Genomic DNA, 26,521 nt, shown 5'->3' on the forward strand with positions numbered 1-26,521 from the left:
TCCTCTGCACCCTGCGCGCATGCCCCTGATGAGGCCACACAAGGGCAGGATCCTGTGCGGAGTCTGCAAGGGCGTCAGCCTACACCTGGGCATTCCCGTCTTCTGGATCCGCCTGGTCATGGTGCTTATGGCCCCCAAATTGATCACCTGTGTAATCTACTGCTTTCTGTGGTTGACGCTCCCCCAGGGCGACCCCACCCAGGCAGTCCAACCGAATGACCCGAAGTCAGCCCCGCTGGCACCCAGCATCCTCACTGAACAGCCAGATCAGAAGGAGGATCACAGCATCAGTCCCGGGCGGATAACCAGACTGCTGGCAGGCCTGGGCATCATCCTCCTGCTGACTGCGGTCTTTCTGCTCAACAGCGGTATGCGCCCCGCCTTTGTCGTCCCCTGCCTGCTTTTCTGCGCAGGACTGGTTCTGGCCTGGCTGAAGCCGGAAAACCAAGGAACCGGCTACCACCTGCCGACCCTGATAGGCAGCCTGGCCCTGATCCTGTCTGCTGCGGTGATCTTCCTGCTGTCCACTCAGGAATTGCATTGGGCCCTGACACTGATAGTCTTGGCCGGCCTGCTTCTTATAGGCGTAACCGCAGTGGTCGTGCCCTGGGTAGGCTCGATCCTCAGCCAACTGGGCGATGAACGAGCCATGAAGGAACGCGAGGAAGAGCGGGCCGATATGGCAGCCCATCTGCACGATGGCGTCCTGCAGACCCTGGCCCTGATCCAGCTGCATGCCGACGACCCGCATACCGTCTTCACCCTGGCTCGCTCCCAGGAGCGTGATCTGCGCAACTGGCTCTACCAGGAACGCACCCCCTCAGACCGGTCAGTCAGCACAGGGCTGAGCCAGATAGCTGCACAGGTGGAGGACGATTCAGGCAAGCCGATCGAGGTGGTCACCGTCGGCGATGCCATGCCCTGTGCCCAGACCGATGCATTGCTCAACGCGGCCCGACAGGCCCTGGTCAATGCCGTCACCCACGGCGGAGAACCCATCTCCGTGTATTGCGAGGCCCGCAGGAATCAGGTTGAAGTCTACGTACGCGACCACGGTTCAGGCTTCGATATGGATGCGATTCCAGCTGACCGTCTGGGAATCCGCGAGTCCATCATCGGCCGGATTCGGCGGCGCGGCGGCAGGGTCGAGATCGTCTCCCGCCCTGGTTGGGGCACCGAGGTCAGAATGCACATGCCGCTGTCCGAGGCCAGCCAGCACCAGGAGGGCAAGGTCGGTCAGGCTGAAAAGGGGACCGATGCCCAGCAATGATAGGATGCATGGTGAACCATTCATTCACAGACGCATGCCGGTCCGGATCTCACTTGTACATGAGGACCCGCGTCGGGAAAGGCGGGCTGAACCACGCCCATGACCACGACTGCAGCAGAACCCCATCAAGCCAAGGATGGGTCCGCAAGCATCCGCGTAGCCGTCGTTGACGACCATGAGATGTTCCGCACTGGCGTCATCACCACCCTGCAGCCGTATTTTCACATCGTGGGTCAGGCGGCAGACGTGGAATCCTCCATCCTCATGGTCAGGCAGACCAGGCCCGATGTGGTTTTGCTGGATGTGCACGTGCCCGGTGGCCAGGGCGGCGGGGGCGCAGAAATCCTGAGCCGCTCGCATCCCCTCTCCCCCCGGTCGGTCTTTCTGGCTCTTTCCGTATCCGACTCGCCCAGGGACGTGGGCTCGGTCATCCGCGCCGGAGCCCGTGGTTACGTGACCAAGACCATCTCCGCCAAGGACCTGGTCTCCTCAATCCGCCAGGTTCACGAGGGGTACGCGGTCTTCTCCCCCAAGCTAGCCGGATTCGTGCTCTCCGCCTTCCAGGAGGACGAGGCCGCAGACACCGGCCAGGCAGAAGACGACGAACTGGACCGGCTCTCCGCGCGCGAGCAGGAGGTCATGCGCCTGATCGCCCGGGGCTACACCTACCGCGAGGTGGCCTCCGAGTTGTTTATCTCCATCAAGACGGTTGAGACCCACGTCTCCAACGTCCTGCGCAAGCTCCAGCTATCCAACCGAACCGAACTGACCCGCTGGGCCGCTGACCGCCGCATCGTCTGAAAGTCCGCTCAACAGGCGATGCCGCGCTGACGAAGCAGCTGACGCAGACCGCGGATGTCATGGGCAACAATCCCATCCATGCCCAGTCGGTCAGCCACAGCGACATGCTCAGGATCCGCATCAACGAAGATCGTATGTCCGGGGCTGATGGCGAAACGACGCAGGGCCAGACGATAGAAGAGCGGATCGGAAAGATCCAGATGCTCCTCTGACGAGATCAGGATGTCCTTCAAGGCAGAGAGCGGCGAAAGGACCTTGGATGCCGACTCAGTCAGCTGACGGGTCGTTGCCGCCAGACCCCAAAGGGTCAGGCCAGCTCGCTGCAGATCCTCCAGCAGATCAGATGCTCCGGGAAGCAGGCCCTTCACTGCCAAGGTGTAGTTTTCCAAGCAGACGCGAACCACCCAGGCGACGGCGGGCCCATGAGTGGTTTCATAGTCGGCCAAAGCTCGTTGCGGATCCACGCCCAGATTGATCTGTCTGCTGACACAGGCAAAGCCCCAAGGGTCATTCGGATCCAGCACCATATCAACTACACCATCAGGATACTGCCCAACCAGGGCTCGGCGCTGGTCCCGATCCACCAGGGTTCCGGGCAAAGCGAAGAGGATACTGCCGCCTGGAGCTACGGTATCGGGGCGGTCGTCGCTGTATGAATCCTCGCCTGACATGTCGCGCGATACGCCTTGACCAGATCCCTGCCGTAACTCCTGATGCTGCCTTGCCATGCCCCCAGACTAGGCATCTGAGCCTACAACGTGGTCAATCACTAGGCGAAGACCATTGCTTGGATATATTGAGACCAGCAATGGTCGGATCTTTCGTTTTGCGACCTGCCCGGGGCGGAAGTCCCGCCTGGCTTGAAAGGAGCCGTCATGCGTCGACTGCTGCTCACATCCTCATTCTCCGCTACCGCTGACAGGCTGCCCGTCTTCCTTGAGGACTCGCCCAAGAATCATACGGTGGCTTTCATCCCCACGGCTAACCTTCCACAGCGTTCGGATGGTTATGTCCAGGAGGCTCGCCGGGCTTTCACCGACATGGGCTGCCGGATCGACGACCTGGAAGTCTCGACCGCCGATCCGGAGACCATACGTCGCAGCCTGGAGGAGGACGACCTGATCTACCTGTCCGGCGGCAACACCTTCTTCCTGTTGCAGGAGCTGTGCAGCTCAGGGGCTGCTGATCTGATCAGGCAGCAGGTGGATCAAGGCAAACCCTATATCGGCGAATCGGCCGGCGCTGTGGTGACCGGTCCCGATATCGGTTTTCTGGATGCCATGGATCCGCGCTCGGCCGCCCCGGATCTGGACTCCACCGCCGGGCTGGGTCTGGTGGACTTCCGTCTCCTCCCCCACCTTGATTCCGAGCCTTTCGCCGAGGTGACCAGGAAAATTCTGGACCGCTACGGTGACGAGGGGCCAATGGTGGCCATCAGCAACACCCAGGCCGTGGCAGTACGCGGGCAGTGCCTGACCATCCTTTAGAACACCACAAGTCAGCGACAGAGGCCTTCCATGACCTGACGGGCCTGGTCCAGACGATCGCCCGGACAGAGCAGGATGACACCGTCTCCGGCAAGCAGCCGCAAATCTCCTGCGGGAATCAGCCGATGCTCGCCCCGGCGAAGACCGACTACGGCGCATCCGTTCGGCCAGGGGACCTGCCCTAACAGACGACCAGCCGCCGGGCTGCCATGCTCTATGGGGAACTCGACAGTCACCCTGTCAGGGGCCTGGGCATCGGGAGCATGCCCTCGGCGGTAACGCTCCAACAGAGCCTCGTAAATGGGCTCGACGCCTAGCAGATCAGACACCATCAGGGCTGTGAAGGCGCACAGGGCCACGGGGAGCATATGGACCAGAGAGCCGGACATCTCCACCGTCAGCAGGATGGAGGTTATGGGGGCCTTGACCGAGGCCGTCAGGGTGCCTGCCATGGCACAGACCGCGCAGACCGGAATGATCCGAACGGGCATTCCCAGAGCGGCCGCACCCATCCCGCACAGTGATCCGGTCAGCGTGCCAACTGCCAGGATGGGCATGAAGATGCCACCAGGGGCGCCGCTGCCGAAGGAGCTGGCCGTAAAGAGCATCTTGACCAGAAGCAGAACCAGCAGGTTGACGGCCACCGACCAGGCCAGCTCACGAACGCCTTCCGCCTTGCCGATCAGATCCTCGCCGCCACCCAGAACAGCAGGCAGCACCAATCCGACCGGCAGGGCCAGGAAGAGGGAGATCACCGGTCCCAGCTTCGAGGGCAGATGGCTGTAAAGGCTCTGCGCTCCCAGCAGCAGACGGTTCATGGCAGCTCCCACAAGGCCGGCCACCAGCCCAAGGGGGATCATCAGCAGATACTGGGCGATGGTCAGCTGTGGCATAGCTGTGAAGTCCAGGACCGGACGCAGGCCGAAACGGTTTTTGGCAATAAAATCAGCACTCAGGCAGGCCATGGCTGCTGACAGAAGAATCATTGGAGAAAAGGACCGGTGGATCTCCTCCAGGGCGAAGACCATCCCCGACAAGGGCGCGTTGAAGGCTGCAGACAGACCGGCAGCCGCGCCGGAGGTCACCAGGCAGGTCTCCTCCACACGGTCCCGACGCAATCCTCGGGAAACCAGCTGGGAACCGGCTGCGCCGATCTGTACCGAGGGCCCCTCACGCCCCAGAGACAGGCCGAACATGCCGCAGGCCAGACCGCCCAGGAATCGTACGCCCAGCACAGGCAGGGCAGGCATGCGCATACCGTGGATGACCACGCCCTCCACCTGCGGAATGCCGGAACCGGAGGCCATGGGAACCCGGCCGACCATCCAGGCCAGGGCCAGGCCCACCAGCAGGGCGGCCAGCAGCCAAGGAAAAATCATCAGGGGCCGGTCACGCATCTGTGCGTAGGCCCATCGAGCGAACTGTGTGCCGTAGCCGATGCCCTGCCGGTAGAGCACCACCAGCACTCCCACCAACAGTCCGCAACAGGCGGCCCTGAACGCCACCAGCCACCGGCTTGCTCGACCCGATCTGGTCGCCTGCAGCTGGTCGGAACGATGGGTTTGATCCATCTCATCTGCCGACGGCTTTCCCCTAGACAGATTCAGCCTCACCGGTCTGCTCCTTCCCTCCTTCGCGCACAACGGTTTCCAGCTTCTCTCACGGCAGAGACCAGGAGCAATGGCTGAGTCGACGGCTTCAACTCTCCGGCAGTATGAACACCTGGGATGCCAGCTTCCGTGCAAGATCCAGCAGCGAGACCCGGCCCGGCACCGTATCCAGACACTGGTGCAGGGTGGCAGCCGAGGCCATGTGCAGCCTTCGGCATCCGACCACTTCCCGCACCTGGTGCAAATCAGGGCGCACTATGCCTTGGACACCAGAAGTATTAGCAGACCTCCAGCGTCCTCCAGCAGCAGGAACTTGGAGAGGTTTTCTACAGAGAGCCCCAGCATGTCAGCAATGCCCAGTTCCATGCCCTGGTCGATAGTGTCCAAGGGCGGATGCTGAACGACGCGCCGATTCGTCCCCAAGCCGTCCAAATGCTCTCACACGGACAAGGGAACCATCCTGTTCCCCGAGTCCATCGACTTCTTTCCCATATCGTCCAGGACGCCGAGATCCGCTGCTGCAGGTTCAGCGTTGTCATTGTCTAGGCTCATGAGCACCTTGTCAGTCGTTGGCCACCTCTGAGTCGGGCTTCAGCTCCTTCTCCTTCTGGCCTATCCGCTTTCTGTCTATGCGATAGTAAGCGTTGAAGAGACCGCCGGAGGTCAGCAGGAAGACAAGAAGAACCAGCAGCCATATGTTCTCTTCGGCATCGTATGTCTCAAGCAATTCATAAGAGGAGGAGATCATCTTCAGCCAACCTGCAACTGACACGAAGTACCAGGCAGTCGCCTGGTCAAGGAAGCTCAGCGCCCGTCGCCGTTCTGACCGGGTCCTGGTGGCCTGGCGGAGAATTTCGTGCCCGCGTTTGCGCTCCAAGTGGATCTTGACGATGGGGGCCAGCCACCACCAGGGCGAGACCTCATCCCAATTCTTGCTAAGCTGATCAAAGTCGTCCAGGAGCTCCTGATATTCCTGCAGCTCCATCAGCCCCTGGAAGAGCGGGAATGTGAAAAGCAACCAATCCCCGATCAAAGAGACAATGGCGATGAATTGATCCACGACCCGACCTTTCCCTTGCAGAGCCGACACCCAAGGGTCGGCTCGCGTGATTACGCATGGCTACCATCCATCATTGTAGGCACCAGGTTCCAGCCCAAACCGCTCTGCGAACACGGGATTTTGAGCGAATACAAGAATGCCCCGGAATGAGCTCCGGGGCATCCACCAGGCGGACAGGGCGGGATTCGAACCCGCGGTGGCTTGCGCCACAACGGTTTTCAAGACCGTCTCTTTCGGCCGCTCAGACACCTGTCCATAAGACGTGCCGATCAGGCACGTCACTCATCATACGACATCAAGGTTGGTCCAACCACCAACGGAATGTCGACCAACCTCGGCAGAGGCGGTTCAGGCCTCCCAGGTCTTGGGCTCGATGACCTCCTTGCCGCCCACATAGGAGCGCATGGCCTCAGGGATGACTATGGAGCCATCGGCGTTCTGGTGGTTCTCCAGGATGGCGACCAGCCAGCGGGTGGTGGCCAGGGTCCCATTCAGGGTGCTGACGGGACGCGTGGAGCCGTCCTCCAACCGCTCACGTTCGTTGAGGCGGCGGGCCTGATACTCGGTGCAGTTGGAGGTTGACGTCAGCTCACGGTAGCGACCCTGGGTGGGCACCCAGGCCTCGCAGTCGAACTTGCGCGCGGCTGAGGACCCCAGGTCCCCTGCAGCGGTGTCGATGATCCGGTAGGGCACGTCCACCTTGGCCAGCATCTCCTGCTCCATGGCCAGCAACTGCTGGTGCTGGTCACGGGAGTCCTCCTGCTTGCAGTAGACGAACATCTCCACCTTGTCGAACTGGTGGACACGGATGATGCCCATGGTGTCCTTGCCGGCAGAGCCAGCCTCCCGCCGGTAGCAGCTGGACCAGCCGCAGTAGCGCAGCGGGCCTTGGCTCAGATCCAGAATCTCATCCTCGTGCATGCCGGCCAGGGAGACCTCCGACGTGCCCACCAGATACTGATCGTCAGGCTCACGCAGACGGTAGATCTCGTCGGCGTGGGCATTCAGGAAGCCAGTGCCGGCCATGACTTCAGGACGGACCAAGGTGGGTGTAATGGTGGGAATGAATCCATGCTCCATGGCCTGGTCCACGGCCATGGTCAGCATGGCGATCTCCAGCCGGGCCACGTCCCCCCTCAGGAAGTAGAAGCGGGAACCGGAAATCTTGACGCCTCTGCGCATGTCGATGCCAGCCACGCCCACGCCCAGGTCCAGGTGGTTCTTGGGCTCGAAGCCCTCTTTGGCGAAGTCGCGCGGGGTGCCGACCTTCTTGACCACCACGTAGTCGTCCTCGCCGCCCTCCGGCGCCTCGGGTTCCACTACGTTGCTGAACTTCCACATGAGATCGGTGTACCTGGCGTTGGCCTCGTCGGAGGCTGACTTGCAGGCATTCACCTTCTCGGACAGGCTCTTGGTCCGGGCCAGAAGGTCGGCTTTCTCATCAGGAGACGCCGAACCCATGCGCTTGCCGAGCGACTTCTGCTCGGCCCTGCAGCTCTCGTAATCCTGGAGTGCAGCCCTGCGCTCGCTGTCCGCCTTCAGCACTTCGTCGACGAGTTCGACCGATTCGCCGCGTTTACGCTGTGATTCACGGACAACATCCGGATGTTCCTGAATGAACCTGATATCTAACATATCTGAATTGTATGACTTTCAAAGGACACGGAAACCGGCCCCGCACACCTCTTTCCGAGTCCCATGGCCTCTGCTGCAACCGGCCCGGCCGCGGCGGGAAGGCAGACGCGAACCATCCGTCCCTTATATGCGTCTGCCACGCATCACTTGCCGAATACAGTCTTGCGGAACCGTTTGCCGGTGGGAGTGCCAGCCAGTCCGCCGATGCCTGTCTCTCTCAGTGATGAGGGCATGCTTTCGCCGATGGACTTCATGGCTGCGATGACCTCGTCGGGCGGGATCCTGCTGACGCCACCCGACAAGGCGATGTCAGCAGCGATCAAAGCGTTGGCTGTTCCGATGGCGTTGCGATTCACGCAAGGCACCTCCACCAGTCCGGCCACGGGATCACAGACCAGTCCCAGCAGATTGCTCATGGCGATGGCGAAGGCCTGGGCGCAGGCATCGGGATCGCCCCCTGCGCCCTCAACCGCCGCAGCGGCAGCCATGCCGGATGCGCTGCCCACCTCGGCCTGGCAGCCGCCTGTAGCTCCGGAGATCATCGCCTTGTTGGCCGTGACCAACCCGAAAGCGCCTGCCGTGAACAGGCAGCGGATCAGCCCATCGTCATCCAGCCCCAGTCGGTTCTTGAGCACGGCGAGCACTCCGGGCAGGGTTCCCGAGGAACCGGCCGTGGGCGTCGCGCAGATGATGCCCATGGCCGCATTGACCTCATTGGTGGCCATGGCGGCCTCAACGGCCTGCAGCATGGCATCGCCGCTCAGACTGGTTCGCGTCTTCCGGTAATGCTCCAGCAAAGCAGCCTGGCCACCGCTCAGCCCAGTCTTGGAAAACACGCCATCGCCCTGGGACCCCCTGGCCACGGCAGCCTGCATGACCTGCAGGTTCTTGGCCATTCTTGCCCATATTTGCTCACGCGTCTGGCGCGAACGCCGCACTTCCTCGTCGATGGCCACTTCAGATATCGACGAGCCGCGCTCTTTAGCCATACTCACGAGTTCAGCGATCGAAGTGAACATGCGCCATGCCTCCTAGTCGATATAAATCATCCGGGACGAGTGACCGGCAATCTGCTGCTGCCGCTGCGTGGACAGCGGATTGTCCAAATCGAACTCGTACACTGCCGTGCCGGCCGGACCCGCGGGCTCATACCTGGTCTGCTTGGTCACGCCCTCTTCCCGGAGCAGATCGCGTATGCCCTCCAAGCGCCGACCGGAGCCCTCGTCGGATTCATCCAGTTCCACCAGCAGGATGGGCAGCAGCCCTGGAGGAGTGATCAGGCAGCCGTCCAGGTTGATACGCCGCACTTCAATGGTTCCGCCTCCGATGGAACAAGCCGCGTAGATCACCCGACCGGCTGGGCCCTGCAAGTCCAGGACGGCGGTGTTCGGGTGGTCGATGGGACTGGGTTCGTCCTCCTCGTGGAAGGTCAAATCCATGCCCTGTCTGCGGGCGATGCCGATGGCATCCGGCACCCGGGAGTCATCCGGCGCAAAACCCAGCAGGCCGCTGATGATGGCATAGTCGGTACCGTGGCCGCTGTGCGTGCGAGCGAAAGAATCATAATAATGAATGTCGGCACGGCTGGGGACACCGCCGGCAAGGATGTGCCCAACCCGTCCAATGGCCACTGCCCCGGCTGTGTGCGAGCTGGAGGGTCCGATCATGATGGGTCCTATGATGTCGAACACGCTCTTGTACTTATCCATGCCTGCCTCCTCTTCCCATACCCCCGGGCTTTCCCGGACTTCCAGCGCACGAAGCCGTTGCAGCTCCAGACCGAAGGGACCACATGGACCGAATGACATCATAACTTTCCGGTTTTCATAACTCAATCAACTGATACTGTCAGCGTGATTGCTGTAGAGGGTTCGTTCACGTCGGACACACCCAGGGGGATTCGGGTCGACACCGCGCGCACAATAGAATCATGCCAATTCCAGCGGTCGTCATCCTCGGCATCCTGGCGGTGGCGGCCATTGTCGTCACAGCAGTGGTGTTGATCATCCGCGCCCAAAGACGGCATAGGTTCGCCATGCAGATCCTGGCTCGGGATGACGACCAGCTCAGCTACGCTTTCGTCATCAACCCCTCCAAGCCCCAGGCCGCCGCTGCCCGCGAGCGCATCCAGCAATACTGCCGCGACAAGGGCATCCGCGAATTCAGCTTCATCGAAACCCAGCTGGATCGGGACGGAAAGGCCTGCGCCCGCATGGCACTGGAGCGCGGAGCCAACGTAGTCGTTGCCGTGGGCGGGGACGGGACCGTACGCACCGTAGCCAGCGCCATGGCATCCAGCGACCATGTCATGGGCATCATCCCTATAGGGACCGGGAATCTCTTCGCGAGGAACATGGGCATTCCCGTTGGCGATCTGGACGCCGCCCTGGCCGTGGCCACCTCGTACGGATCCACCCAGGTCGACGTGGGTCGCATGGCTCTGCTGGACCAGGACGATCAGGAACAAGGCCGCGGTCATGCCTTCCTGATCATCGCCGGCATCGGCTTCGACGCCCTGATGATTGATGACACCGACCCCAATCTGAAGAAGACGGTCAGCTGGCTGGCCTACTTCATCAGCGGCGCCAAACATCTGTTCGCGCCCAAGTACACAGCCGACATCACCATCACCCGGCCCGACCAGGTCACACAGACCAACACCTCGGTGACCTTCCGCACTTTCATGGCCGGCAACTGCGGGGAGATCCCAGGATTCTCCCTGATGCCCGACGCCTCCTACGAGGACGGCATCCTGGACTTCGAGATCATCGACACCTCCGCTGGCCTGATCGGCTGGGCCAACCTCTTCGGAGACGTCATGCATCAGACCATCACCCGAAAGGCCAGCCAGAGCCCCCTGTCGACCAACTCCACCATCGTCCAGCTGCAGGGAACCAAGGCAGAAATCCGCCTGGAAAAGCCCGCCTTGGCTCAGGTGGACGGCGACATTCTGGGCGAGACCTGCCACCTCGCACTCAGTGTTGAGCACCGGGCTCTGAACGTGCGGGTCCCCCAGTCCGACTGAGACCGAAGGAGTCTATTCCCCATCTGCATGCTTTCTCATGCCGGGGTGGCATGATGGGAGCCATGACAGCACAGAACGCGGGCAAGCCTGCCAGCCCAGAAGATCTGATCAACGTCGACGATCTGATCGGCAGATATTACGATTCCATCCCAGACCCTTCCATACCCTCCCAGCGGGTGTCTTTCGGCACCTCCGGGCATCGTGGCTCCGCCCTGACCACCTCCTTCAACGAGGCCCACATTGTGGCCATCAGCCAGGCCATAACCGAACAGCGAGCCAAGGATGGAGTCACCGGACCGCTCTATCTGGGCCGCGACACCCACGCCCTCTCCCTGCCTGCCTGGAAGACCGCTATCGAGGTCCTGACAGCCAACGGCGTACGGGTGCGCATTGACGCCAATGATGACTACACTCCCACCCCCACCGTCTCTCAGGCCATCCTGACACACAACCGGGCGGCCGACGGGACCCAGCGCTTCTCCGGCAAGGACCTGGCCGATGGCATCGTGGTCACCCCCTCCCACAACCCGCCCACCGACGGCGGATTCAAGTATGACCCGCCCACAGGCGGCCCGGCTCCGGCTGAAACCACCAATGCCATAGCGCAACGGGCCAACGAGCTCCTGGGCGACTACAGGCAGGTCAAGCGGATCCCCTTTGAAGATGCCATCAAATCCGACCTGGTGGAGCGCTTCGACTACCGGGAACATTACGTGGCCGACCTGGGCAATGTCATCGACTTCGACCTGATCAGATCCTCTGGGGTCCGCCTGGGCATCGATCCGCTGGGCGGGGCCTCGGTCAATTACTGGCCGCTGATCAACGAAAAGTATGGGCTGAACATCGGCGTCGTCAACCCCGAGGTGGATCCGACCTGGCGGTTCATGACCATTGACCACGACGGGAAGATTCGCATGGATCCCAGCTCCCCCTATGCCATGAAGGGCCTGGTGGATCGCCTGAATGCAGGGGCTTGGGACTCCTACGACCTGGTGGGCGGTACCGATCCGGACGCCGACAGGCATGGCATCGTCTGCCCAGGAACAGGGGTCATGAACCCCAACCACTACATCGCCGTCTGCGTGGAATACCTCTTCTCCGGCAACCGTCCCGGATGGCCTAAGAGCGCCGGCATCGGCAAGACCCTGGTCTCCTCCTCCCTGATCGACCGTGTGGCTGTCTCCATAGGCGCCAGGCTGATCGAGGTGCCTGTGGGCTTCAAGTGGTTCGTCGACCCCCTCTTCAAGGGAGAGGTGGCCTTCGGCGGCGAGGAGAGCTCCGGGATGAGCTTCCTGCGTCGGGACGGCCGCGTCTGGACGACCGACAAGGACGGGCTGATCCCCGACCTGCTGGCTGCCGAGATTACAGCCAAGACCGGAAAGAACCCGGCCCAGCTCCACCAGGAGCAGGTGGAGCGCTTCGGCCAAAGCTGGTACAAGCGGGTGGACACCCCGACCACATTGGAGCAGAAGCAGAAGTTCGCCCGGCTGAACGGCGACGATGTAACGGCCTCCACCCTGGCCGGCGAGCCCATCACTGCCAAGCTGACCGAAGCCCCGGGCAACGGGGCCAAAATCGGCGGCATCAAGGTGACCACCCGGAACAACTGGTTCGCCGCCCGCCCCTCCGGCACCGAGAACATCTACAAGGTCTACGCCGAATCCTTTGTTTCCCCCGAGGCCCTGGATCAGGTTCTGGACGACGCCGACCAGGTAGTAGCCAAGGCCCTGGGCTGAGCTGCGGACAAGACCATCGCTGGCACGAGGGTTCTTTGTTTCCCTGTCTAGACTGGAATCATGACCAATGACAAGAATCTGGTCGTCTCGACCGACGGCAGCGCACTGAGCAATCCCAACGGCCCCATGGGCTGGGCCTGGGCCGACCATGAGGGCGGCGACGCGGATGCAGGCGGCGCAAGCAACGGCACCAATCAGATCGGCGAGCTATGCGCCGTGCTGCAGGCGTTGCGCGCCCACCCAGGCGAGCGCCCGCTGGTCATCGAAACCGACTCCCAATACGCCATCAACTGCTCCACCACCTGGGTGCCCGGGTGGAAGAAGAAGGGCTGGAAGAACTCCCAGGGCAAGCCGGTCAAGAACCGTCCTCTGATCGAGGCTATCGATCGGGAGATCCAGGCACGGCCGGGATCAGTCAGGTTTGTCTGGGTCAAGGGCCACGCCGGCGACACCTTCAACGAGAAAGTGGACACGCTGGCCCGCGGCTATGCCACAGCTGCAGGCAAAGGCGATCGGGAAGGCTGTCTGCCCGTTGAGGGCTGGCGATCACTGCTGGCCTCCCCCTACGCCAAGGGCACGCAGGTGCCGTCCACAGTCAAGGAGGAGCTGGACGGAGGACCCCAGGTTCTGGACGATCTTGGCCGCAAGAAGGTTCGCCTGGACCAGAAAGAGCAGAAGGACCTGGCCGAAACCGCCGTCGAATCCGAGGCCGTGGATGCCGAGCAAGCCGAGTCCGTAGCCGCAACATTCTCAGGGTCGCCGGCCGCAGCAGCAGATGAGCGGGACGACGTGCCGTCTAAAGCCATCAATGACACGCCCGCTTCTGACATAGCCGATGATCAAAAAGACAACCCCTCGCCGGCTTTCAACGATACTTCGGACACCGACACGGTTGATCAAGAGACCAAGAATTCCGGCGCTCGAGGGCTGAGAGCCAGCGGCCGGATCCGCATCACGCCTCCTCCCTCTGGCAGCAGCATGTTCACCGGACAGGACCTGCATATAGTCGGCAGCATTGATCTGGACGCCGCCATCGACCCTGACGGCTACGTGAACATCCAGGAGGCCCCATTCCGTCTGCATGCCATCGAAGTCAAGGATTGAGCCGTTCATGGACCGTCAAGGGCCATCGTCTACACTGGAGTGAACCTGAACGAACAAGACCCGCAGATATCAGCCGTTAAGGCATGACGGGCATGAAGGAGCGTCTATGGACAAGACCGAGCAGGACAGACTGAAGAAGGCCGCCGGCATCGAGGCAGCCAAGCTGGTCGAGAACGGCATGACCGCCGGGCTGGGCACCGGATCCACGGTCCGGTTCTTCGTGGATGAGCTGGGACGGCGCGTCAAGGAAGAGGGCCTGGAGTTCACCGGCGTGACCACCTCTCGGCGTACCAAAGAACAGGCTGAAGGCTACGGAATCCGTATCGTCGACATCGACCAGGTGGACCACATCGACGTCACCATCGACGGTGCCGACGAGGTCGACAAGAACTTTAACGGCATCAAGGGCGGCGGCGCAGCCCTGCTCTGGGAGAAAATCGTAGCCACCAACTCTCGAAGGATCATCTGGATCGTGGACGAGTCCAAGGTGGTCGACACCATCGGCCGCTTCCCCCTGCCAGTGGAGGTCATTCCCTTCGGCGAACGCCACGTCCTGGACCGCTTCAAGGAGCGCGGCTACAACCCGGTACTGCGGCTGGACGGCCAGGGACAGCCGGTCCTGACCGACGAGCACAACCACATCATCGACCTGCATCTGGATCGGATCGAGCACCCGCAGGACCTGGCCCAGGACCTGATCACCACCGTGGGCGTCGTGGAACATGGTCTCTTCCTCAACATGGTTGACACAGTCATCGTGGGCGACCCCAACGGGCCCCGGGTCATGACCAACGCCAACAAGTGAAAAATAGACGGATATACACGAAGCCCCCCGTGTCCAATCGATACGGGGGGCTTCGTCGGCCCTAGCGGGCCATAAGCCATAAAGAGCTACTTGCGCTGGTGACGAGTCTTGCGCAGCAGTTTGCGGTGCTTCTTCTTGCTCATCCGCTTGCGGCGCTTCTTGATGACAGAACCCATCCGAGCCTCCGATCCTTAGTTACCTGGAAGTGTCCAACTTGCTTATCGTACACCGCTTGGGGGACGATCAGAGCGGGAAGGCCTTATAGAAAGCCTCCAGCGCTGTCCGCTGACCCTGAGCGCGGAAGACCACCGTGTCGTTCTGCCAGATGACCAGCGCCTTGTGCTCGTCGTCACCATCCGCTTTCTCCAGGTAGGATCCGGTGACCGTGCCGCCGCTGCGAACCTTGCCCGAGGCCAGCTCCTTGCCGGACATGCCTGTGGACTGGCTGTCGTAGAGGGCCTTGGCATCCTCGCTCCTGGACCACTGGGCCAGGTGGAGGGTCACGTCCCCGCCCGACCTGCCGGTGGAGTAGACCAGGCTGTACTCCTCTATAGGCGTACGGGTGCTCCACTCGCTGTCGGAATCAGCCTTGACTCGGGCGAAGCCGCCCACAGTGTCAGGCATGGCCTTGAGCAGCTCCGAGGCCGAATCCGGCAGGGGCGCCGCCGTGGCCTTCGGGCTGGCCTGGGAGGGTCGTGAAGAAGCGGAGGCCTGGGCTTGTGCATCTGGTTGTTGGCTGCGCACCGCCCAGTGCGGCCATACGAAAGCCGACAGGAGCACCAGAACCACTACCGCAGCCAAGGCGATGACCAAGCCTATACGTCGACGGCGTTGCCGGGCATGCGCAGAGGAATCGGGCGAAGAGGACAGGGGTGCAGAAGGATTGTCAGCCATGTCTCCATTCTCTCATGGGCAGGGTGTCGGCACTGCGAAGATGGCGTGAAAGCCCGGGTCCTCGTCCCTGAATCCCGATAGCGTGCAGGTATGGCCAAGACGACGACGCAATACGTATGCACGGAGTGCGGATGGACCGGCGGCAAGTGGTTCGGACGCTGCCCGGAATGCGGCCAGTGGGGAACCATCGAAGAGTTCCACGAAGCCCGCGTGGGTGCAGGAGGGGGCTTGTCCTCCTCAGGAGGCAGCCACACGGCGCCTGCGCCTCCAAAGACCGGCCTGGCCCGGCCCATCACCAGGGTGGGCACGGACCAGGTCAAGCGCATCCCCACAGGATTCGAGGAGTTCGACCGAGTGCTGGGCGGAGGCATCGTACCCGGGTCGGTCATCCTCCTTGCCGGCGAGCCGGGAATAGGCAAGTCCACCCTCCTGCTGGAGACAGCCGGCCGCGTAGCCGGCCGGGGCGGCCAGGGAGGCAAGGTGCTCTACCTGTCGGGCGAGGAGTCCCAGGCCCAGGTGCGAATGCGGGCCAGTCGGGTGGGGGCCCTCAAGGACTCGCTGCTGCTGGCTTCCACGACCGACCTGGCCACGGTGCTGGGGCTGATCGAGCGTGAAAAGCCGGCACTGGCCATCGTGGACTCAGCCCAGACCATCGTCTCCAACCAGGTTGACGGCATCTCCGGAGGCTCCACACAGGTGCGTGAGGTGGCCATCAGCCTGATCGACATGGCCAAATCGCACGACATCCCCATCCTCCTGGTCGGCCACGTGACCAAGGACGGCTCCATCGCCGGACCACGGACCCTGGAGCATCTGGTCGATGTGGTCTGCCAGTTCGAAGGCGACTCCCAGACCGCCCTGCGCCTACTGAGAGCCGTCAAGAACCGGTTCGGCCCCACCGACGAGGTGGGCTGCTTCGACATGGGTGAACAGGGTATCGAGGAGGTCAGCGATCCCACCGGGCTCTTCCTGTCCACGACCGGGCAGGAGGTGGAGGGCACCTGTGTGACCTTTACCTTGGACGGCCACCGCAGTCTGCCCATCGAGATCCAGGCCCTGGTCACTTCCTCGGTTCTGCCCACGCCCAGACGCAACACCAACGGGATCGATGCCAACCGCCTGGCCATGCTGGCCGCGGTGCTCTACCGCCACGGCCGTGTCAATCTGCTGACAAGGGACCTGTATGTGTCCACCATCGCCGGCGGGCTGGCCAAGGAACCCGGATGCGACCTGGCCATCGTGGCCGCCCTGGCCAGTGCAGCCAAGTCCCGGCCCATCCTGCGCACGACCTGTGCCATGGGCGAGATTTCGTTGACAGGGCAGGTCAGGCCTGTGCCTCAGCTCAACCACCGCCTACAGGAGGCCGCTCGTCTGGGATTTACGCGAGCGCTGGTTCCGCCCGACCGGCATTCAAGAGGTCGCAAGCCCATTCAGGGACTGGAAGTGGTCGAGGTCACCTATCTGGCCGAGGCCCTGGAGGCCCTGGGACTGGTCTGAGCCAGCGGCCGCTGGTCCCCTATCGCACCCTATGGCGCTCACCTGCCGACTCGTTAACCTGCCGGACTAGGATGGAGTCGCCGGAAGACCGACACCCATCATCATCGCGAGGAGCAGATCAGCATGACCATCTTCACCAGGAAAACCATACGCAGGCTGACGGCGGCCGCACTCACGACAGTCACGCTCATGGCCGGCGCGGCCTGTGGCTCCTCATCGGGCAACAGCGGGCAGTCAGCAGACAAGCAAGACATCACCCAGCAGACCATCAAACCCGGCAACCTGACCATTGCCACCGGAGATCCGGCCTACGCCCCATACGTGCAGGACAACAAGCCAGAATCCGGCAAGGGCTACGAGGCGGCCGTGGCCTATGCAGTGGCAGAGAAAATGGGCTTCGACAAGGCACACGTCACTTGGACCCGGACCACCTTTGATGCCGCCATCGCCCCAGGCAGCAAGGACTACGATCTGAACATCCAGCAGTTCTCCATCACCCCGGAGCGCCGTCAGGCTGTGGACTTCACACCCAGCTACTACAACTCCACCCAGTCGCTGGTCGTCAGGAAAAACTCGCCATACGCTTCTGCCACCTCCCTTGCCCAGATCAAGGACGCCAAGATAGGAGCCATGGTCGGCTCCACCTCCTACGAGATGGCCCACAAGCTGGTCAAGCCTGACATCGACACCTTCAATGACGACGTGGCTTCATCCCAGGCCTTGGATGCCAACCAGATCGACGCGCTTGTTGTGGATACTCCTTCAGCCGTGACCATGGTCGATTCCAAGCAGGTCAAGGATGCCAAGATCCTCGGGCAGATCAAGGGATCGCAGGACCCGGAGGGCATGGGCATAGTCCTGCCTAAGGGCTCCAAGCTGACCCCGGCCGCTTCCAAGGCTGTCACCACCCTGAAGAAGGATGGAACCCTGGACAAGCTGCAGAAGCAGTGGCTGCACGTCTACACCTCCCTGCCCACCCTGGGCTGAGAGAAGAAAGGAAACCTTGTCGTTCATGGCCCCCTCGGCACAGGACGCGGTCAGCGATATCCAACGGGAACGGGAACGCTATGGCCGTCGACAGAATCTGCGCTCCGTGGCAATCAGCATCGCCAGCACGCTTGTACTGGCCCTGCTTATTGCCCTAGGGCTGCACGCCTCACCCGGCTGGCCCCGAGTCAAACAGTCGTTTTTCTCCGGCGCCTACTTCGCCCAAGCCTTCCCCAAGGTCCTCCAGGGGCTCTGGCTCAATCTGGAGGTCCTCTTCTTCGCAGTCATCGGCGTGGCACTGCTGGGCACCCTGCTGGCCATGATCCGCACCAGCCGGAACCCACTGCTCTTCCCCCTGCGGGTGCTTGCCCAGGTCTACACCACGATCATGAGAGGCATCCCCATGATCGTGGTTCTCTACCTGATCGGCTTCGGCATTCCCGGGCTGGCCATCTTCAACCGGATTCCGGCAGCCCTGCTGGGCACCGTGGCGATCATCCTCTCCTATTCGGCCTACATCGCCGAGGTGCTTAGGGCCGGCTTCCAGGATGTCGGCCCCTCCCAGAGGGCGTCGGCCCGCTCACTGGGCCTGACTTCGGGGCAGACCATGCGTCTGGTCGTCATTCCCCAGGCCCTGCGCAAGGTGGCACCGGCACTGATGAACGACTTCATCTCCATGCAGAAGGACGTGGGACTGATCTCGGTTCTAGGTGCTGTGGACGCGGTCAGAGCGGCCCAGATCATCGTGGCCACCTCCTACAACTTCACTCCATACGTGGTGGCCTCGGTGCTCTTCATCGCCACCTCGGTCCCCTTCATTCTTCTCAACGACTGGTATTCCAACCGGCTGCGCAAGCGCGAACAGAGCGGAGGCATGGTATGAGCGAACAGGCAGGCGCCGAACAGAACCAGCCGGTGCTCCGTCTGGAGAATGTGCGAAAGACCTACCCTGGTGGCAACAAGGTCCTGCGCGGCATCTCCATGACCATCATGCCCCATGAGACCGTGGCCCTGCTGGGCCCATCCGGGTCGGGCAAGTCCACCTTGATGAAGTGCATCAACCTGCTGGAGACCGTCAACGACGGAAGGATCTGGCTGGGCGGCACCGATATTACCGACCCCCGTATCAACCAGGATGCCTGCCGAGCCAGAATCGGCGTGGTCTTCCAGCAGTTCAACCTCTTCCCCCACATGAACGTCCTAAAAAACGTGACCCTGGGGGCCGTCAAGGTTCATGGCATGCCCAAGGAAGAAGCCAGAGAGCGAGCCCTGGAACTCCTGGACCGGATCGGCATGAGGAAGAAGGCCGGAGCCTACCCCGATCAGCTCTCCGGTGGACAGCAGCAACGGGTGGCCATCGCCCGAGCCCTGATGACCGACCCGGAACTGCTCCTGCTGGATGAGATCACCTCAGCCCTGGACCCCATGCTGGTGGACGAGGTTCTGGCCATGGTATCGGAACTGACCGCTGGTGGCACCACCATCCTCATGGCCACCCACGAGATGAGTTTCGCCCATCATGCGGCCAACCGGGTGGTCCTGCTGCTGGACGGCGTCATCGCCGAGAACGGAACACCGCAAGAGGTCATGGACGAGTCCGAGAATCCGCGCACCAGGGAATTCTTCAGCCACTTCCGAGGACTGTGAGTTCCCAGGTGCCTACAGTCTTCAGTCGGCGGAAAACGCTCTTTCTGCCGCCTGGGTCAGTTCCAGGGTGCGATCGGCATCCAGAGCCAGTTGTCGCCTGAGGGGCTCCTCGCCCGCATACCGCTTCTGACCGCGCAGATGGCTGAGGAACTCCACGCGGACCCAGTGGCCGTACAGATCCACCCAATCCTGCCGTACAGCGTTGGCCTCCAGGATTCTTGGCACCTGTTCTCCTGGGGCTAGGAAGGTCTCCTTGGTGCCAATGGAGATGGCGGCAGGCATTCGCCAGGGCGAACCCTGAGCCAGCCGACCCTCTCGTCCCTCCGGCGTCGCCATAGGATCCGTAGGCAGACCCAGGTCGACCAGCCAGCCCGCATAGACCCCGTCTGCGGGCATCATCCCCTGACTGTCGGGTGCTAGATTGGCAGTCGGGAATCCCAAGCGGCGGCCCCGCTGCTCCCCATGGACCACGATGCCTTGAACCATGTGTGGCCGGCCCAGAATATCCAGGGCCGTATCCACATCGCCATCCAGGATCAGCTGCCGAAGATGAGAGCTGCTCCAGGCCCTTACCCGACGTCGCGCCAGGCCGTCAGCGTCAGGCAGGGTGCAGTCACCCGGACCCTGGTCATCCACGACTTCCAAGTTGAACAGTCCTGTATCTGCCAGATCACCAATGGCCTTGATATCGCCGACCCGCCCTGCGCCCATCTGCGCGTCGCGGCCCAGGACCAACGTCCGCATGGCCAACTGTTCGGTAAGCTGCTTGAGGAAGAACCGATAGGACTTGGCTGCAAAGGCCAGCGTGTATCGCACCACCACAACCTGCTCCAGCCCCAGTTGGGCCATGAGCCGCAGGCGCTCCTCCAGCCGCATGATCTGATCAGGGTCATGGCGAATCAGATCCAGGGACGGTTCAGTCATGTCATGGCTGTCAGCATAGCTGTGGACCAGTTTGGGACTGGGGTCGAAGACCATGGCCATGGACCGATCCCGACCCTTGGCCGCGAGCTCGACCACCCGGCGCAGGAGGGCCTGATGACCCCGATGCATGCCATCAAAGACACCGATGGTGACCACGCTGGACCGGGCCCCCAAGGTTCCCGGCCACCTGACAATGCCCGACTCATCCGGGCTGACATGGCTGACCTTCATCCGCTTCCCATCACTTAGTCATGGCGGCCCCCGAACCCGGGCGCCGAAAATTCCTTAAGCACTGTATGCCTACCGTCGCACCCTGGCAAGACCCTAGGGCCAAACCCGAGCCTGCCCGCTCAGGCCTCTGTATGGAAGACCACATCCGGCTTGGCCCCGCCCCGTGAACTGGGCACTAGGATGGCAGCCAGACGTTGCCTGCCAGCAGGTCCGGCCAGGGCGGCCGTGGGCCCGGCGACAGGCAGATCCAAGAATCCACCATTGGCCACTCTGGCGGCCTGATCGGTATCCAGGCTCAGGACGGGCATGCTCATACGTGCCGCCTGTGCCAAACTCAGCGAATCATCCAAGATCGCCTGTCGGTCACGGTCCAGAACCATACGACTGCGGACAGCCGTCTGACCTTGCCGGTTCCGGTAGGTGTGAGGGGCCACATGACCGCCCAGTACCCTGGATGTCAGGTCGGAATCCTCCAGGTCGAATGGACCCACACGAATCCTTCTTAGGGCAGTCAGGTGGCCGCCCAGATCCAGTCGCTCGCCCAGATCGCGAGCCAGGGCTCGGATGTAGGTGCCGCTGGAGCAGGTCACTTCCACATCCGCATCGACCACCCTGGTGCCCTGGTCGGGCAGGTCCACACGGCGCAAGTCCAGCAGACGGAAGGATGCAATCCGAATGCGGCGGGGTTCCAGCTTGACCTCCTGGCCTGCCCGAGCCAGGTCATAGGCCCGCCTGCCCTTGACCTTAATGGCGGAGAAGGCATCGGGCACTTGGTCGATCCAGCCGGTGAAGCAGCGATCAATCAGATCCTGCAGACCCTGAGCTGTCAGCTCGTCCACCCTCTGCGCAGCTCCAGGACGCACCGGCAACAAATCCCCGTCCGCATCATCCGTGGTGGTGCCCAGCCCCAGACGCATGGTGGCCCGGTAGGTTTTGTCATGACCGACGATGACAGTCAGCAAGCGCGTGGCCTGACCGAATCCAATAACCAACAGGCCGGTGGCCATGGGATCCAGGGTCCCGGCGTGGCCTACGCGGCGCATGCCGAGGCTGGACCGGACGGCTGCCACCACGTCATGGCTGGTCACACCGCTCGGCTTGTCAACGAGGATGATGCCCGAGGTCGGTTCACCATGACTGGAATCCATCAGGCCCGACGGCTCAGCGGTCGGCTTCATCCGCATCCTCAGCTGCAGACTCATTAGGAGCAGAGTCCGAACCATCGGCCTCTTCCTTGTCGTCATGGCGGTATGGATCGGGGTCGCCAGCATAGCTGGCATTGACCCGGGCCTTGGCCATGGCCTCGTCCCGGTGACGGGCTGCAGTCAGCACATCCTCGATCTCGGTCGCCTCGGCAGGCACCTCATCATAGATGAAGCGCAGCGTAGGTGTCAGCCGCAGACCAGCCCGGGCACCGACCAGGGTACGCAGCCGACCGGAGGCCTGCCGCAGGGCTTGCTGGGCGCGTTTGCGTTCCCCAGCCTCATGACCGGACCTACCCAGCTGGGTCCAGTAGATTTTGGCTATCTGCAGGTCGTTGGTGACCCGAACCTCAGTGACGGTGACCCCTGCCAGGCGCTTGTCGTGCATCTGGGACTCCAGCGCAGAAGCCACGACCCGTTGTATCAGGGCCGCTATGCGTACAGCGCGGGGATTTCCAGCCATCATGATTCCTTTCTCGAACCGTCTATGACCAATCGTCGCATTCATGGACATCCGCCCCGGCCAGGGAGTACCCAGACCGGGGCGGATCGCCACAGATCCTCCGACATGTAGTCGGAAGGTCGACAGGCTCTACTTGCGCTCCACTTCCTGCATCTCGTAGGTCTCGATGATGTCGCCCACCTCGATGTCGTTGAAGGAGCCCAGGTTGATACCAGCCTCGTAGCCCTCGGACACCTCGTTGACATCGTCCTTGAACCGGCGCAGGGAGGAGATCTCCAGGTCGTTGATGGTGACCACCCCGTTGCGGGCGATGCGAGCCTTGGTGCCCCGCTTGACGGTGCCGTCCTGAACCATGACACCCGCGATGTTGCCGAACTTGGAGGAACGGAAGATCTCGCGGATCTCGGAGTGGGAGGTGGTGACCTCCTCGTACTCCGGCTTGAGCATGCCCTTGAGCGCAGCCTCGATGTCCTCGATGGCGTTGTAGATGACCGAGTAGTACTTGATCTCCACACCCTCGCGGTCGGCCAGATCCTGGACCTGCCGGTTGGGCCTGACGTTGAAGCCGATGATAACGGCCTTGTCGACCGTGGCCAGGTTGACATCGTTCTGGGTAATGGCGCCCACGCCCCGGTGGATGACCTGGATCCCGACCTCGTCGGAGACCTCGATCTTCATCAGGGAGTCCTCCAGGGCCTCGACCGAGCCGGAGGAATCGCCCTTGATGACGATGTTGAGCATGTCCACCTCGGACTTGGCGAACTGCTCCTTCAGGCTCTCCAGAGAGACCACCTTGCGGCGCTTGGCCAGCTGAGCGGCACGGGCAGAGGCCTCGCGCTTCTCGGCGATCTGTCGAGCGGTACGATCGTCGGGCGCAACCAGGAAGAGGTCGCCGGCAGTGGGCACCGAGGTAAGCCCCAGCACCTGGACAGGTGTGGAAGGACCGGCGGCATCCATCTGCCGACCGTTCTCGTCGAGCATGGCGCGCACACGGCCGTAGGCCGATCCAGCCACGATGGCATCGCCCACGTGCAGGGTCCCCTGCTGGACCAGCACGGTGGCTACTGCTCCACGGCCCTTGTCCAGACGGGCCTCGACCGTGGCGCCTCGAGCGTCCATGTCGGGGTTGGCCCGAAGGTCAAGGTCAGCGTCGGCAGTCAACAGGACGGCCTCCAGGAGCTTGTCCACGTTGGTGCCCAGCTTGGCGGAGATGTCGACGAACATGGTGTCGCCGCCGTACTCTTCGGATACCAGACCGAACTCGGTCAACTGACCGCGCACCTTCTGGGGATTGGCTCCCTCGACATCGATCTTGTTGACAGCCACCACGATGGGTACATGAGCAGCCTGGGCGTGATTGATGGCCTCAACGGTCTGAGGCATGACGCCGTCGTCTGCGGCCACCACCAGGATGGCCACATCGGTCAGCTCAGCACCACGGGCACGCATAGCCGTAAAGGCCTCGTGGCCAGGGGTATCCAGGAAGGTGATCTTGCGATCCTCCCCGTCCAGGGTGACCGTGGCCTGGTAGGCACCGATACGCTGGGTGATGCCACCGGCCTCCTGGGTGGTCGTATTGGTCTTGCGGATGGTGTCCAGCAGACGGGTCTTGCCGTGGTCGACGTGGCCCATGACCGTAACTACCGGAGGCCTGGGCTGCAGGTTCGCGTCATCCTGGCCCTCACGTTCTTCGTCCAGGTTGATGTCGAACTGCTGAAGAAGCTCCTTGTCCTCCTCCTCGGCTGAAACGATGCGGATCTTCCATCCGATCTCGTCGCCCAGGATTTGGAAGGTGGCCTCATCCAGGGACTGGGTGGCCGTGGCCATCTCGCCAAGGTGGAAGAGCACCGTAACCAGGGCGGCGGGATTGACGTTGATCTTGTCGGCCAGATCGGCCAGGGTGGCGCCCTGACGCAACTGGACAGTACGACCGTTGCCTGCAGGGATGCGCACGCCGCCGATGACGGGTGCCTTCATCTCCTGGAATTCATGCCTCTTGGCCATCCGATTCTTGCGGGCCTTGGAGGACTTGCCTCCCTGGCGACCGAAGGCTCCAGCAGCGCCGCCACGACCGCGACCGCCACGGCCTGAACCGCCGCGGAAACCGCCTGAGGGTGCCGATGAAGCGCCACCGAAACGGCCGCCGCCCTGATGCGTCTGCTGACCGGGACGGCTATGGCCCCACTGCCCTGGACGGGCGCCCTGCCCGGAACGGCCACCACGACCGTTGCGGAACCCGCCCCGGCCCCTGCGGGAGTCGTTGACGGTGGGCCTGGCCATGGGGTGTGGCCTGGGGATGTCTGAAGGCATAGGGGCCTTCATCCCCTGCTTGCGGCTGAAAGGATTGTTGCCTGGACGAGGCGTGGACGCTCCCGGCCGTGCGCCATGACGCGCTGCTGCAGCGTTGGATCCGCCGGGGCGACCATTGTTGCGCGACCCCTGAGGGCCGGGCCTACCCATGGCTGAAGGCTTGGGCCCACGGGACTGATTGCGCTGCCCATGCTCATTGCGGTTGCCCTGAGGGGCACCGGGCTTGGGGAAGTGACCACCGGGACGCTGCTGACCCCGTGGGGCGTCGCCACCCGCCGAGGGCCGACGGTCCTGTCCGGGCTTGGGCGCAGACATGGATTTCTGAGTGCCACCGGACTGCGGGCGGCCATGCTGACCCTGGCTGCTTCCATGATTGGGACTGCCGGGACGTGCATTTCGTGCAGCGGCCTGACCGGCGTCACCCTGTCCCTTCTGAGGGAAAGCGTTCTTGAGTCGACGAACCACTGGGGCCTCAACAGTAGAGGATGCGGACTTGACGAACTCGCCCATGTCCTTCAATTTCGCCAGAACAGTCTTGCTGTCTACGCCAAATTCCTTGGCCAGCTCATACACGCGTGCTTTGGGCACTTACTTTCTCCTTACCGGACCGCGCATATGACCGGCGCGATCACTCTTTGATGACGGCGAACATATCCTGTCTCATCGTGCGACCATGATCGTGTTACCTCGTCTCTGTGCCGGGGCCGACGGCATGAACCACCGGACTCGGGATACCGGATCCAGCATACTCGCGTCGTCGGATGTTTGCTCTCAGGCGTCTTCACCAGCAGCCGAAGTCGATTGCGCCTGCAGCTCACGCAATTTTTGCTGGTGGGCCTCCTCGGACTCGATGCCGATCTTCCAGCCGGTCAACTTGGCGGCCAGACGGGCGTTCTGGCCCTCTTTGCCGATGGCCAGGGAGAGCTGGGCGTCCTTGATAAAGGCAATGGCCGTGCGGTTGGACTCGCTGACGATCTGCACCTGGCGGACCACGGCCGGGGACAGGGCCGCCGCTACGAATTCAGCAGGATCCTTGGACCAGTCCACAATGTCGATCTTCTCGGGTCCCAGATTCTCCATGACGGCACGGACGCGAGCGCCAGCCGGACCGATCAGCGCACCCTTGGGATTGACCCCCTTGGTGTTGGCACGGACCGCGATCTTGGTCCTGGCCCCGGCCTCACGAGCGATGGCCATGATGGAGACTGCGCCGGAGACCAGCTCAGGCACCTCCCGCTCAAAGAGGCGACGGACCAGCTCCGGGTGGGAACGCGACACGATGATTTCCGGCCCCTTGAGCCCACGGGAGACATTGACCACGTAGACGCGAATCCGCTGGCCGTGCCGGTAATGCTCTCCAGGCACCTGCTCGCGGCGGGGCAGAATGGCTTCGACATTGTCTACGGCCACATGCACATTGCCTGGATCGCTGGCATCCTGCTGCACGACTCCGGTGATCAGATGGCCCTTCTGACCCGAGAAAGCTCCGAAGACACGCTCGTCATCAGCCTGGCGGAAGAGCTGGCGGATGACCTGGCGGGCCGTGGAGGCCGCCAACCGATCGAAGTCCTTCGGTGTGTCGTCATATTCCTCGCCCAGGTCATGTCCCGGTTCAGGCTCTTCTGGCGTGGGCTCCCGAGCGATTTCGTCCTGTGCCCAAATGGTAAAAGTCCCCGCACGTTCGTCCAGCTCCACCCGTGCGTGCTTGGCTGCGTGAGGCGACTTCTGGTAGGCCAGAAGAAGGGCCTCGCTCAATGCTTGATCCAAGGTCTCGGCATCAATCCCTTGTTCGTGTGCCAGCTGATGAATTTCAGCCAGGTCCAGTTCCATGTC

The 26,521-nt window shown here is 62.5% G+C and carries 25 protein-coding genes and 1 tRNA gene; 11 read left to right on the forward strand and 15 right to left on the reverse strand.

The features are described from left to right. Positions 1 to 19 precede the first annotated feature (19 nt). Positions 20 to 1,270 (forward strand): ATP-binding protein, encoded by a 1,251-nt coding sequence (locus LPC22_RS02005; RefSeq protein ID WP_229131839.1) that lies wholly within the window; start codon positions 20 to 22, stop codon positions 1,268 to 1,270. Between the two features lie 99 nt (positions 1,271 to 1,369). Next, on the forward strand, positions 1,370 to 2,071 hold the full coding sequence (locus tag LPC22_RS02010) for a LuxR C-terminal-related transcriptional regulator (protein ID WP_229131840.1): 702 nt from the start codon (positions 1,370 to 1,372) through the stop codon (positions 2,069 to 2,071). 8 nt (positions 2,072 to 2,079) lie between these two features. Here the strand turns inward: LPC22_RS02010 and LPC22_RS02015 are convergent, their stop codons facing one another. Then, positions 2,080 to 2,799 (reverse strand): HAD family hydrolase, encoded by a 720-nt coding sequence (locus tag LPC22_RS02015; RefSeq protein WP_229131841.1) that lies wholly within the window; start codon positions 2,797 to 2,799, stop codon positions 2,080 to 2,082. A gap of 147 nt (positions 2,800 to 2,946) precedes the next feature. On the opposite strand from LPC22_RS02015, the gene LPC22_RS02020 reads away from it, so the two are divergent. Next, complete coding sequence (locus tag LPC22_RS02020; RefSeq protein WP_229131842.1) at positions 2,947 to 3,558, forward strand: Type 1 glutamine amidotransferase-like domain-containing protein; 612 nt, start codon at positions 2,947 to 2,949, stop codon at positions 3,556 to 3,558. An 11-nt stretch (positions 3,559 to 3,569) separates the two neighbouring features. On the opposite strand, the gene LPC22_RS02025 is transcribed toward LPC22_RS02020, so the two are convergent. The 7 genes from LPC22_RS02025 to LPC22_RS02050 all read right to left on the reverse strand — a co-directional run bounded on the left by LPC22_RS02025 (position 3,570) and on the right by LPC22_RS02050 (position 9,572). Next, positions 3,570 to 5,129: a ClC family H(+)/Cl(-) exchange transporter gene (locus tag LPC22_RS02025; RefSeq protein ID WP_373312877.1), complete on the reverse strand. Its 1,560-nt coding sequence runs from the start codon at positions 5,127 to 5,129 to the stop codon at positions 3,570 to 3,572. Between the two features lie 294 nt (positions 5,130 to 5,423). Continuing rightward, positions 5,424 to 5,555, reverse strand: coding sequence for a hypothetical protein (locus LPC22_RS08380; protein WP_284143454.1), 132 nt, complete (start codon positions 5,553 to 5,555; stop codon positions 5,424 to 5,426). Positions 5,556 to 5,730: 175 nt separating this feature from the next. Beyond that, the gene (locus tag LPC22_RS02030; RefSeq protein WP_045924785.1) at positions 5,731 to 6,228 is read right to left on the reverse strand and encodes a hypothetical protein; all 498 of its coding nucleotides are present in this window, start codon (positions 6,226 to 6,228) and stop codon (positions 5,731 to 5,733) included. A gap of 170 nt (positions 6,229 to 6,398) precedes the next feature. Further along, positions 6,399 to 6,483, reverse strand: a tRNA-Ser gene (locus LPC22_RS02035). 93 nt (positions 6,484 to 6,576) lie between these two features. Continuing rightward, the gene (serS, locus tag LPC22_RS02040) at positions 6,577 to 7,863 is read right to left on the reverse strand and encodes a serine--tRNA ligase (RefSeq protein ID WP_121914100.1); all 1,287 of its coding nucleotides are present in this window, start codon (positions 7,861 to 7,863) and stop codon (positions 6,577 to 6,579) included. A 143-nt stretch (positions 7,864 to 8,006) separates the two neighbouring features. Continuing rightward, complete coding sequence (gene sdaAA, locus LPC22_RS02045; protein ID WP_229131844.1) at positions 8,007 to 8,882, reverse strand: L-serine ammonia-lyase, iron-sulfur-dependent, subunit alpha; 876 nt, start codon at positions 8,880 to 8,882, stop codon at positions 8,007 to 8,009. Positions 8,883 to 8,894: 12 nt separating this feature from the next. Then, positions 8,895 to 9,572: a serine dehydratase beta chain gene (locus LPC22_RS02050; RefSeq protein ID WP_198199805.1), complete on the reverse strand. Its 678-nt coding sequence runs from the start codon at positions 9,570 to 9,572 to the stop codon at positions 8,895 to 8,897. A gap of 221 nt (positions 9,573 to 9,793) precedes the next feature. Between LPC22_RS02050 and LPC22_RS02055 the strand changes: the two genes are divergently transcribed. The 4 genes from LPC22_RS02055 to rpiA all read left to right on the forward strand — a co-directional run bounded on the left by LPC22_RS02055 (position 9,794) and on the right by rpiA (position 14,533). Next, positions 9,794 to 10,888 (forward strand): diacylglycerol/lipid kinase family protein, encoded by a 1,095-nt coding sequence (locus LPC22_RS02055; RefSeq protein WP_101432755.1) that lies wholly within the window; start codon positions 9,794 to 9,796, stop codon positions 10,886 to 10,888. 62 nt (positions 10,889 to 10,950) lie between these two features. After that, positions 10,951 to 12,624, forward strand: coding sequence for a phosphoglucomutase (alpha-D-glucose-1,6-bisphosphate-dependent) (pgm, locus tag LPC22_RS02060; RefSeq protein WP_229131845.1), 1,674 nt, complete (start codon positions 10,951 to 10,953; stop codon positions 12,622 to 12,624). A gap of 60 nt (positions 12,625 to 12,684) precedes the next feature. Next, positions 12,685 to 13,728: a ribonuclease H family protein gene (locus tag LPC22_RS02065; protein ID WP_198199801.1), complete on the forward strand. Its 1,044-nt coding sequence runs from the start codon at positions 12,685 to 12,687 to the stop codon at positions 13,726 to 13,728. A 106-nt stretch (positions 13,729 to 13,834) separates the two neighbouring features. Beyond that, positions 13,835 to 14,533: a ribose-5-phosphate isomerase RpiA gene (gene rpiA / locus LPC22_RS02070; protein ID WP_198199799.1), complete on the forward strand. Its 699-nt coding sequence runs from the start codon at positions 13,835 to 13,837 to the stop codon at positions 14,531 to 14,533. A gap of 86 nt (positions 14,534 to 14,619) precedes the next feature. Here the strand turns inward: rpiA and LPC22_RS02075 are convergent, their stop codons facing one another. Both LPC22_RS02075 and LPC22_RS02080 read right to left on the reverse strand, forming a co-directional pair. Continuing rightward, positions 14,620 to 14,709, reverse strand: coding sequence for a 30S ribosomal protein bS22 (locus tag LPC22_RS02075; RefSeq protein ID WP_004268639.1), 90 nt, complete (start codon positions 14,707 to 14,709; stop codon positions 14,620 to 14,622). Positions 14,710 to 14,776: 67 nt separating this feature from the next. Further along, a complete protein-coding gene (locus LPC22_RS02080) occupies positions 14,777 to 15,427 on the reverse strand; it encodes a hypothetical protein (protein ID WP_198199798.1) in 651 nt (216 codons plus the stop codon). Positions 15,428 to 15,517: 90 nt separating this feature from the next. On the opposite strand from LPC22_RS02080, the gene radA reads away from it, so the two are divergent. From radA to LPC22_RS02100, 4 genes are all read left to right on the forward strand, one after another. Further along, a complete protein-coding gene (gene radA / locus LPC22_RS02085) occupies positions 15,518 to 16,924 on the forward strand; it encodes a DNA repair protein RadA (protein WP_229131846.1) in 1,407 nt (468 codons plus the stop codon). A 123-nt stretch (positions 16,925 to 17,047) separates the two neighbouring features. Beyond that, positions 17,048 to 17,911, forward strand: a complete 864-nt coding sequence (locus LPC22_RS02090) for an ABC transporter substrate-binding protein (protein ID WP_029676010.1) — start codon at positions 17,048 to 17,050, stop codon at positions 17,909 to 17,911. Positions 17,912 to 17,936: 25 nt separating this feature from the next. Continuing rightward, a complete protein-coding gene (locus LPC22_RS02095; RefSeq protein ID WP_144085064.1) occupies positions 17,937 to 18,794 on the forward strand; it encodes an amino acid ABC transporter permease in 858 nt (285 codons plus the stop codon). Next, complete coding sequence (locus LPC22_RS02100) at positions 18,791 to 19,558, forward strand: amino acid ABC transporter ATP-binding protein (RefSeq protein ID WP_229131847.1); 768 nt, start codon at positions 18,791 to 18,793, stop codon at positions 19,556 to 19,558. Before LPC22_RS02095 ends, LPC22_RS02100 begins: the two co-directional genes overlap by 4 nt. 21 nt (positions 19,559 to 19,579) lie before the next feature. Here LPC22_RS02100 and ribF read toward each other — a convergent pair whose 3' ends face one another. The 5 genes from ribF to nusA all read right to left on the reverse strand — a co-directional run bounded on the left by ribF (position 19,580) and on the right by nusA (position 26,518). Next, a complete protein-coding gene (gene ribF / locus LPC22_RS02105; RefSeq protein ID WP_229131848.1) occupies positions 19,580 to 20,713 on the reverse strand; it encodes a bifunctional riboflavin kinase/FMN adenylyltransferase in 1,134 nt (377 codons plus the stop codon). A gap of 119 nt (positions 20,714 to 20,832) precedes the next feature. Continuing rightward, a complete protein-coding gene (gene truB, locus LPC22_RS02110; RefSeq protein WP_229131849.1) occupies positions 20,833 to 21,891 on the reverse strand; it encodes a tRNA pseudouridine(55) synthase TruB in 1,059 nt (352 codons plus the stop codon). Beyond that, positions 21,875 to 22,378 (reverse strand): 30S ribosome-binding factor RbfA, encoded by a 504-nt coding sequence (gene rbfA, locus LPC22_RS02115; RefSeq protein WP_229131850.1) that lies wholly within the window; start codon positions 22,376 to 22,378, stop codon positions 21,875 to 21,877. The genes truB and rbfA overlap by 17 nt, the downstream gene beginning before the upstream one ends. A gap of 129 nt (positions 22,379 to 22,507) precedes the next feature. Continuing rightward, positions 22,508 to 25,276, reverse strand: coding sequence for a translation initiation factor IF-2 (gene infB, locus LPC22_RS02120; protein WP_229131851.1), 2,769 nt, complete (start codon positions 25,274 to 25,276; stop codon positions 22,508 to 22,510). A gap of 183 nt (positions 25,277 to 25,459) precedes the next feature. Then, positions 25,460 to 26,518, reverse strand: a complete 1,059-nt coding sequence (gene nusA, locus LPC22_RS02125) for a transcription termination factor NusA (protein ID WP_229131852.1) — start codon at positions 26,516 to 26,518, stop codon at positions 25,460 to 25,462. Between the last annotated feature and the right edge of the window lie 3 nt (positions 26,519 to 26,521).

The organism is Bifidobacterium mizhiense (assembly GCF_020884755.1).
GTDB lineage: Bacteria > Actinomycetota > Actinomycetes > Actinomycetales > Bifidobacteriaceae > Bombiscardovia > Bombiscardovia mizhiensis.

Coding starts and splice junctions, on each gene's coding strand:
- LPC22_RS02005 (WP_229131839.1), top strand. CDS start 20: ATGCCCCTGATGAGGCCACACAAGGGCAGGATCCTGTGCGGAGTCTGC.
- serS (WP_121914100.1), bottom strand. CDS start 7,863: ATGTTAGATATCAGGTTCATTCAGGAACATCCGGATGTTGTCCGTGAA.
- LPC22_RS02095 (WP_144085064.1), top strand. CDS start 17,937: ATGGCCCCCTCGGCACAGGACGCGGTCAGCGATATCCAACGGGAACGG.
- LPC22_RS02080 (WP_198199798.1), bottom strand. CDS start 15,427: ATGGCTGACAATCCTTCTGCACCCCTGTCCTCTTCGCCCGATTCCTCT.
- pgm (WP_229131845.1), top strand. CDS start 10,951: ATGACAGCACAGAACGCGGGCAAGCCTGCCAGCCCAGAAGATCTGATC.
- LPC22_RS02065 (WP_198199801.1), top strand. CDS start 12,685: ATGACCAATGACAAGAATCTGGTCGTCTCGACCGACGGCAGCGCACTG.
- truB (WP_229131849.1), bottom strand. CDS start 21,891: ATGAAGCCGACCGCTGAGCCGTCGGGCCTGATGGATTCCAGTCATGGT.
- LPC22_RS02010 (WP_229131840.1), top strand. CDS start 1,370: ATGACCACGACTGCAGCAGAACCCCATCAAGCCAAGGATGGGTCCGCA.
- LPC22_RS02100 (WP_229131847.1), top strand. CDS start 18,791: ATGAGCGAACAGGCAGGCGCCGAACAGAACCAGCCGGTGCTCCGTCTG.
- LPC22_RS02015 (WP_229131841.1), bottom strand. CDS start 2,799: ATGGCAAGGCAGCATCAGGAGTTACGGCAGGGATCTGGTCAAGGCGTA.
- sdaAA (WP_229131844.1), bottom strand. CDS start 8,882: ATGTTCACTTCGATCGCTGAACTCGTGAGTATGGCTAAAGAGCGCGGC.
- nusA (WP_229131852.1), bottom strand. CDS start 26,518: ATGGAACTGGACCTGGCTGAAATTCATCAGCTGGCACACGAACAAGGG.
- ribF (WP_229131848.1), bottom strand. CDS start 20,713: ATGAAGGTCAGCCATGTCAGCCCGGATGAGTCGGGCATTGTCAGGTGG.
- LPC22_RS02075 (WP_004268639.1), bottom strand. CDS start 14,709: ATGGGTTCTGTCATCAAGAAGCGCCGCAAGCGGATGAGCAAGAAGAAG.
- radA (WP_229131846.1), top strand. CDS start 15,518: ATGGCCAAGACGACGACGCAATACGTATGCACGGAGTGCGGATGGACC.
- LPC22_RS02055 (WP_101432755.1), top strand. CDS start 9,794: ATGCCAATTCCAGCGGTCGTCATCCTCGGCATCCTGGCGGTGGCGGCC.
- rpiA (WP_198199799.1), top strand. CDS start 13,835: ATGGACAAGACCGAGCAGGACAGACTGAAGAAGGCCGCCGGCATCGAG.
- LPC22_RS02050 (WP_198199805.1), bottom strand. CDS start 9,572: ATGGATAAGTACAAGAGCGTGTTCGACATCATAGGACCCATCATGATC.
- LPC22_RS02020 (WP_229131842.1), top strand. CDS start 2,947: ATGCGTCGACTGCTGCTCACATCCTCATTCTCCGCTACCGCTGACAGG.
- rbfA (WP_229131850.1), bottom strand. CDS start 22,378: ATGGCTGGAAATCCCCGCGCTGTACGCATAGCGGCCCTGATACAACGG.
- LPC22_RS02090 (WP_029676010.1), top strand. CDS start 17,048: ATGACCATCTTCACCAGGAAAACCATACGCAGGCTGACGGCGGCCGCA.
- LPC22_RS02025 (WP_373312877.1), bottom strand. CDS start 5,129: ATGGATCAAACCCATCGTTCCGACCAGCTGCAGGCGACCAGATCGGGT.